Annotated in this window: 4 protein-coding genes; all 4 read right to left on the reverse strand. The window is 65.3% G+C overall.

Going from position 1 to position 6,588, the window contains the following annotated elements; translation table 11 throughout:
* Positions 1–75: 75 nt before the first annotated feature.
* The gene (locus AC3AYF_RS13070; RefSeq protein WP_298839649.1) at positions 76–1,029 is read right to left on the reverse strand and encodes an acetyl-CoA carboxylase carboxyltransferase subunit alpha; all 954 of its coding nucleotides are present in this window, start codon (positions 1,027–1,029) and stop codon (positions 76–78) included.
* Between the two features lie 123 nt (positions 1,030–1,152).
* Complete coding sequence (gene dnaE, locus AC3AYF_RS13075) at positions 1,153–4,662, reverse strand: DNA polymerase III subunit alpha (RefSeq protein WP_295038092.1); 3,510 nt, start codon at positions 4,660–4,662, stop codon at positions 1,153–1,155.
* 166 nt (positions 4,663–4,828) lie between these two features.
* Positions 4,829–5,452 carry a ribonuclease HII gene (rnhB, locus tag AC3AYF_RS13080; protein ID WP_295038091.1) on the reverse strand — a complete coding sequence of 208 codons (624 nt, stop codon included), beginning with the start codon at positions 5,450–5,452 and terminating at the stop codon, positions 4,829–4,831.
* 8 nt (positions 5,453–5,460) lie between these two features.
* Positions 5,461–6,588 (reverse strand): lipid-A-disaccharide synthase (gene lpxB, locus AC3AYF_RS13085; protein ID WP_487779826.1); only part of this gene is annotated, 1,128 nt, incomplete at its 5' end.

Raw genomic sequence — 6,588 nt, forward strand, 5'->3', positions numbered from 1 at the left:
GGGCCTGTTTCGCCCGCCCCCGCCGCCGCCCCCGCTCGCCCTCAACGCCGTCTGAGTGAGCGCCGCCAGTCATTTTTACTGCGGGGCGCCGTAAGACATCAGACGCTGATACCGCCGTTCGAGCAACGTCTCGGTATCCATCGCCTGCAGCCGGTCCAGACTGCCCGCCAGCGCTTCCCTCACCTTGTCGGCGGTCTTGCGCGGATTGCGGTGGGCGCCACCCAGCGGCTCTTCGATCAGCGTATCCACGAAGCCCAGCTCCTTCAGACGCGAGGCGGTGATGCCCATGGCGTGCGCGGCCTCCGACGCTTTCTCGGCGCTCTTCCAAAGAATCGAGGCACAGCCTTCCGGGGAGATGACCGAATAGGTGGAGTACTGCAGCATCTGCAGCTCGTCGCAGACCCCGATGGCCAGTGCACCACCGGAACCGCCCTCGCCGATGACCGTGGCGATGATCGGCGTCTTCAATCGCGACATCACCGCCAGGTTGTAGGCGATCGCTTCCGACTGGCCACGCTCCTCGGCATCGATCCCGGGATAGGCACCAGGTGTGTCGATGAAGGTCAGCACCGGCATCTTGAAACGCTCGGCCATCTCCATCAGGCGGCACGCCTTGCGGTAGCCCTCGGGACGCGGCATGCCGAAGTTGCGCCGCACCTTCTCCTTCACGTCGCGGCCCTTCTGATGCCCGATGACCATCACCGGCTTGTCGTCGAGGCGCGCCACGCCACCCACCAGGGCGGCATCGTCGGCGAAATGGCGATCGCCATGCAGCTCGTCGAAGTCGGTGAAGATGCTGTCGAGGTAGTCCAGCGTATAGGGCCGCTGCGGGTGGCGAGACAGCTGCGTCACCTGCCAGGCAGTCAGGTCACGGAAGATCTGCTCGGTAAGTTTGCGGCTCTTCTCCTCGAGCTTGCCGATCTCGTCGCTCAGGCTGATGCGGCTATCGTTACCGACCAGGCGCAGCTCTTCGATCTTGGCCTGAAGTTCGGCAATCGGTTGTTCAAAGTCTAGATAATTGGGATTCATAGAGCTTCTACTGTGTGATCCTGGCAAGCTTCGGTGTCTGAAATACGAGCGACTGGCGTGCCGCGAAACGGATTATTATCGCACCTTCACGAGTGTTAGCAAGGAGCTGCACCCGGCGCTGCGTCAGCCGCCGCGGTAACGCAAGGCGACGTTTTCATAGCCCTCGACCTCGCGAAGTGCGGTCATCAGCTCGTCGCTGGGCGACACTCTCCACGAGGCCGCCAGCTCGAAACAGCCGCTGGCCTTGGCGTTGCGATAGCGTACGCGCACCGGCAGACCGGAGCCGCTCAGCCACGGCGAGAGGCTGTCGTGCAAGGTGCGGGAGAAACGCCCATTGAGCCGGCCACCGTCGACGGAGAGCTCCACCGCCTCGCCGAAGCGAGCACGCGCATCGGCCATCAGAGTGACGTCCTTGCTGCGCAGACGCAAACCGCCGGAGTAGTCGTCGCTGGAGACTTCGCCCTCGATGATCAGCACCTGGTCGGCGGTGAGCTTCCCGCGCACCTGATCGAACAGCTCGCCGAACAGCGAGGCTTCGATACGACCGGTGCGGTCATCGAGGGTGACGAACGCCATGGTGTCGCCACGCTTGGACTTCATGGTCCGCATCGCGACGACCAGCCCGGCGACCCGCTGGGGCTCTCGCGACGGCTTGAGGTCGACGATGCGAGTCGCCACGAAGCGCTTGAGCTCGTGCTCGTACTCATCGATCGGGTGGCCGGTGAGATAGAGGCCGAGCGTATCCTTCTCGCCGGCCAGTCGCTCCTTGTCGCTCCAGTCCCGGGCGTGCCGGTAGTCGGCATAGATGTCCTGATTCTCGTCGGCGTCGACGAACGCCTCGCCGAACATGTCCATCATCCCCAGGTTCTGGTTGGCCTGGTTCTGCGACGCCGCCTTGATGGCCGCATCCAGGGAGGCCGCCAGCACCGCTCGCGACGGCCCCAGCGTATCCAGCGCGCCGGAGCGGATCAGGGCTTCGAGGGTGCGCTTGTTCATGCGCTTGCCGTCGATGCGGCGACAGAAATCGAACAGATCGGAGAATCCGCCTTCGGCTTCCCGCGCCTCGACAATGGCACCGATCGGCCCCTCGCCGACCCCGCGAATCGCGCCGAGCCCGTAGACCACCTGGCCGTCCTCGTCGACGGTGAACTTGTAGGCCCCGACGTTGACGTTGGGCGGTGTCACCGTCAGCCCGATGTGGCGGCACTCCTCGATCAGGGGCACGACCTTGTCGAGGTTGTCCATCTCCGTCGAGAGCACCGCCGCCATGAATGGCGCGGGATAGTGCGCCTTCAGCCAGGCGGTCTGGTAGGAGACCAGGCCGTAGGCGGCCGAGTGCGACTTGTTGAAGCCGTAGCCGGCGAACTTCTCCACCAGGTCGAACAGGTTGCCGGCCAGATCCTTGTCGATGCCGTTGGCGGCGCACCCCTCCATGAAACCGGCGCGCTGCTTGGCCATCTCCTCGGGCTTCTTCTTGCCCATGGCACGACGCAGCATGTCGGCCTGGCCCAGCGTATAGCCCGCCAGCACCTGGGCGATCTGCATCACCTGCTCCTGGTAGAGGATGATGCCGTAGGTCGGCTCCAATACCGGTTTGAGCAGTTCGTGCTGGTAGTCCGGGTGGGGATAGGCGAGCTCGGCGCGGCCGTGCTTGCGGTTGATGAAGTCGTCGACCATGCCGGACTGCAGCGGCCCCGGGCGGAACAGCGCGACGAGGGCGATCATGTCCTCCAGCGAATCCGGCTGCAGCCGCTTGATCAGCTCCTTCATGCCCCGGGATTCGAGCTGGAACACCGCCGTGGTCTCGGCCTTCTTGAGCATGTCGAAGGTCGGCTTGTCGTCGAGCGGGATGGTGCTGATGTCGAGCGGGCCGACACCATCGCGCGCCCGCACCACGTCGACCATCTCCAGTGCCCAGTCGATGATGGTGAGCGTGCGCAGGCCGAGGAAGTCGAACTTGACCAGCCCGGCGTCCTCGACGTCGTTCTTGTCGAACTGCACCACCAGCCCCGAACCGTTCTCCTCGCACAGCAGCGGCGAGAAGTCGGTCAGCTTGGTCGGGGCGATGACGACGCCCCCGGCGTGCTTGCCGGTGCCCCGGGTGATGCCCTCGAGCTTGAGCGCCATCTCCCAGATCTCGGCGGCCTCCTCGTCGTACTCGAGGTACTCCTTGAGCTGCGGCTCCTGCTCGATCGCCTTGGCCAGGGTCATGCCGACCTCGAACGGAATCAGCTTGGAGAGCTTGTCCCCCATCGAATAGGGCTTGCCCTGGGCGCGCGCCACGTCGCGCACCACCGCCTTGGCGGCCATGGTACCGAAGGTGACGATCTGGGAGACCGCGTTGCGGCCGTAGCGGTCGGCCACGTAGTCGATGACCCGGTCGCGTTTCTCCATGCAGAAGTCGACGTCGAAGTCGGGCATCGAGACACGCTCCGGATTGAGGAAGCGTTCGAACAGCAGGTCATATTCCAGCGGATCGAGATCGGTGATCTTGAGCACGTAGGCGACCAGCGAGCCGGCACCCGAACCTCGCCCCGGGCCGACGGGGATGTCGTTGTCCTTGGCCCACTGGATGAAGTCCATCACGATCAGGAAGTAGCCGGGGAACCCCATCTTGAGGATGATATCGAGCTCGAAGTCGAGCCGCTTGCGGTACTCCGGCTCGTGCTCTGCCAGCGATCGCCCCGGATAGATCGGCGTATCGCCACCGAACAGTTGATTCAGACGATCGGTGAGACCGTCGTGGGAGATCTTGCGGAAGAACTCGTCCTGGGTCAGGCCCTCGGGAATCGGGTACTCGGGCAGGAATATCTCGCCCAGACGCACGCTGGCACTGCAGCGGGCGGCGATCATCACGCTGTTCTCGAGCGCCTCGGGGATATCGGCGAAGAGTTCGGCCATCTCCTCCGGCGTCTTCAGATACTGCTCTTCGCTGTAGCGTTTCTCGCGGCGGGGATCTTCCAGCGCCTTGCCCTCGCCGATCGAGACGCGGGTCTCGTGGGCCCAATAGTCGTCGCGTTCGAGAAAGCGCACGTCATTGGTCGCCACCACCGGCACACCGCTCTCGCTGGCCAGGCGAACGGAGTGATGCACGCACTCCTCGTCGTACTGGCGGCCGGTACGCTGCAGCTCGAGATAGAAACGCCCGGGAAAATGTCGCTGCCACTCCTCCAGCAGCTGCCGCGCGGTGGCCACCTGCTCGGCGATCAGGAAACGCCCGATCTCCCCCTCCCGGGCGCCGGACAGCGCGATGAGTCCCTCGTTCTGCTCGAAGACCCAGGCCTTGTCGAGAATCGCCATGTTCTGGCGCTGGCCGTCGGTCCAGGCCCGCGAGATCAGTTCGGTCAGATTGCGGTAGCCGGTGTCGTTCATCGCCAGCAGCGTCAGACGATAGGGGTGGCTCTCGTCATGGGCGTTGTGCAGCCACAGATCGGCACCGATGATCGGCTTGAGGCCGGCCCCCTGGGCCGCCTTGTAGACCTTCACCAGGCCGAACAGATTGGTATCGTCGGTCACGGCCACGGCCGGCATGCCGGCCTCGGCGGTGGCCTTGATCAACGGCTTGAGCCGGATCAGGCCATCGACCAGAGAGTATTCGCTGTGGACACGAAGGTGAACGAAGGGTGTTGTCATGACGAACTCGAGTCAGGCGGCGAATGGATGATTCGGATATCAGGCAAGCGCTCCCGTCATGTGGACGGCAACGCCGTTGACGGATCGACGTGGCCCGCGCATCGGCAGGACAAGCATGCCCAAAGGCGGTACGGGCCACAATGGGTCTATCGGCCAAATTGGGCGCTCACACCCCGGCGAGCCGTTCTCTAACCGGCGCGAAGGAACTGCGATGCTCCACCAGCGGGCCCAGTCGGGCCAGTGCCTCGAGGTGTTCCGGCGTCGGATACCCCTTGTGGCGACGAAAGCCATATTCCGGATGGCGCGCATCGAGGGCCAGCATCTGCGCGTCCCGGGCCACCTTGGCCAGAATCGAGGCCGCACTGATGGCAGGGTGCCGGAGATCGCCCTTGACCACGGCCTGTCCCGGGCAGGCATGACCGGGCAGCCGATTGCCGTCGACCAGCAGATACTCGGCCGGTGTCGGCAGCGCATCGATCGCCCGCCGCATCGCCAGGTGCGTGGCGTGATAGATGTTGAGCGAGTCGATCTCCCGCGGCGAGGCCTCGGCTATCGAGAACGCCAGCGCGCATTCGCGAATCCGGAGATCTAGCGCTTCGCGACGCGCGGCACTCAGGCATTTTGAGTCGGTCAGTCCGTCGATCGGGCACTCGGGATCGAGGATGACGGCGGCGGCCACGACCGAGCCGATCAACGGGCCCCGCCCCACCTCGTCGACACCGGCGATCAGGTGGCCCTCGTACTCGATGACGATGTCCGGCCAGACGGATGGCGAAGATTTCAATGGCATGGCGTCTCTCATTCACCATTCCCGAGCGCGAGATCCAGCGCCCCGTGCTCGACCAGGGACGTGATGGCGGTGGCAGCTCGCTCGCTGGCACCGCGCTGCAGCTCGGCGTGCATCGCCGCGAAGCGTCGTTCGAGTGCCGACCGTACCGACTCATCCTCGAACCAGGGCAGCAGCGTCTCGACCAGCGACTCGGGGGTCACCGCATCCTGGACCAGCTCCGGCACCAGGGTTTCCTGCGCGATCAGGTTCGGCAGCGAGATCCAGCGCGTCTTGACCAGCCGCTGCGCCAGCCAATAGGTGGCTGGCGCCATGCGGTAGGCGACCACCATGGGACGGTGGCAGAGCATGGTCTCCAGCGCGGCCGTGCCGGACGTCAGCAGCACCGCATCGGCGGCCGTCATCACCTCCCGCGAGCGGCCCTCGACGATCACCGTGTCTGCAGCCAGATCGGGGAATTGCGCGAGCAGAGCCTCGAGCTCCCGCTGCCGCTCGGGAGAGGCGGCAGGGACGGCCACCTGCAACGCACCGAGGCGCTGGCGTAGCGCCGAGGCCGCGCGCAGGAACATCTCGCCCAGAAAACGGATCTCGTTGCCGCGCGATCCGGGCAGCACGGCCAGGGTCGGCACATCGGGGGCGAGTCCGAGTTCGCGCCGCGCCGCGCCGCGATCGTTGACCAGCGGCAGCTCATCGGCCAGCGGATGGCCGACATAGGCGACCGGCACGCGATGTTCGGCGTAGAAGTCGGCCTCGAACGGCAGAAAGGTGAGCATGCCGTCGACCGCCTTGGCGATCGTCTTCACCCGCCCCTGTCGCCAGGCCCAGACCGAGGGACTGACGTAGTGGGCGGTACGCACGCCCTGATCGTGCAGTTGGCGCTCGAGGCCGATGTTGAAGTCCGGTGCGTCGATGCCGACCATGATGTCGGGTCGCCAGGCCAGCGCGTCGCGCTTGAGATGACGACGCACCTTGACCAGGCCCGGCAGGTGCTTCAACACCTCGACCAGGCCCATCACCGAAAGGGTTTCCAGGGGATAGAGCGAATCGAGCCCCTGTGCCTGCATCCGCGGGCCGCCGATACCACGGAACTCGATGTCCGCGTGGCGGCGCTTCAACGCCTGCATCAGCCCGGCGCCGAG

This window comes from Salinicola sp., assembly GCF_982684285.1.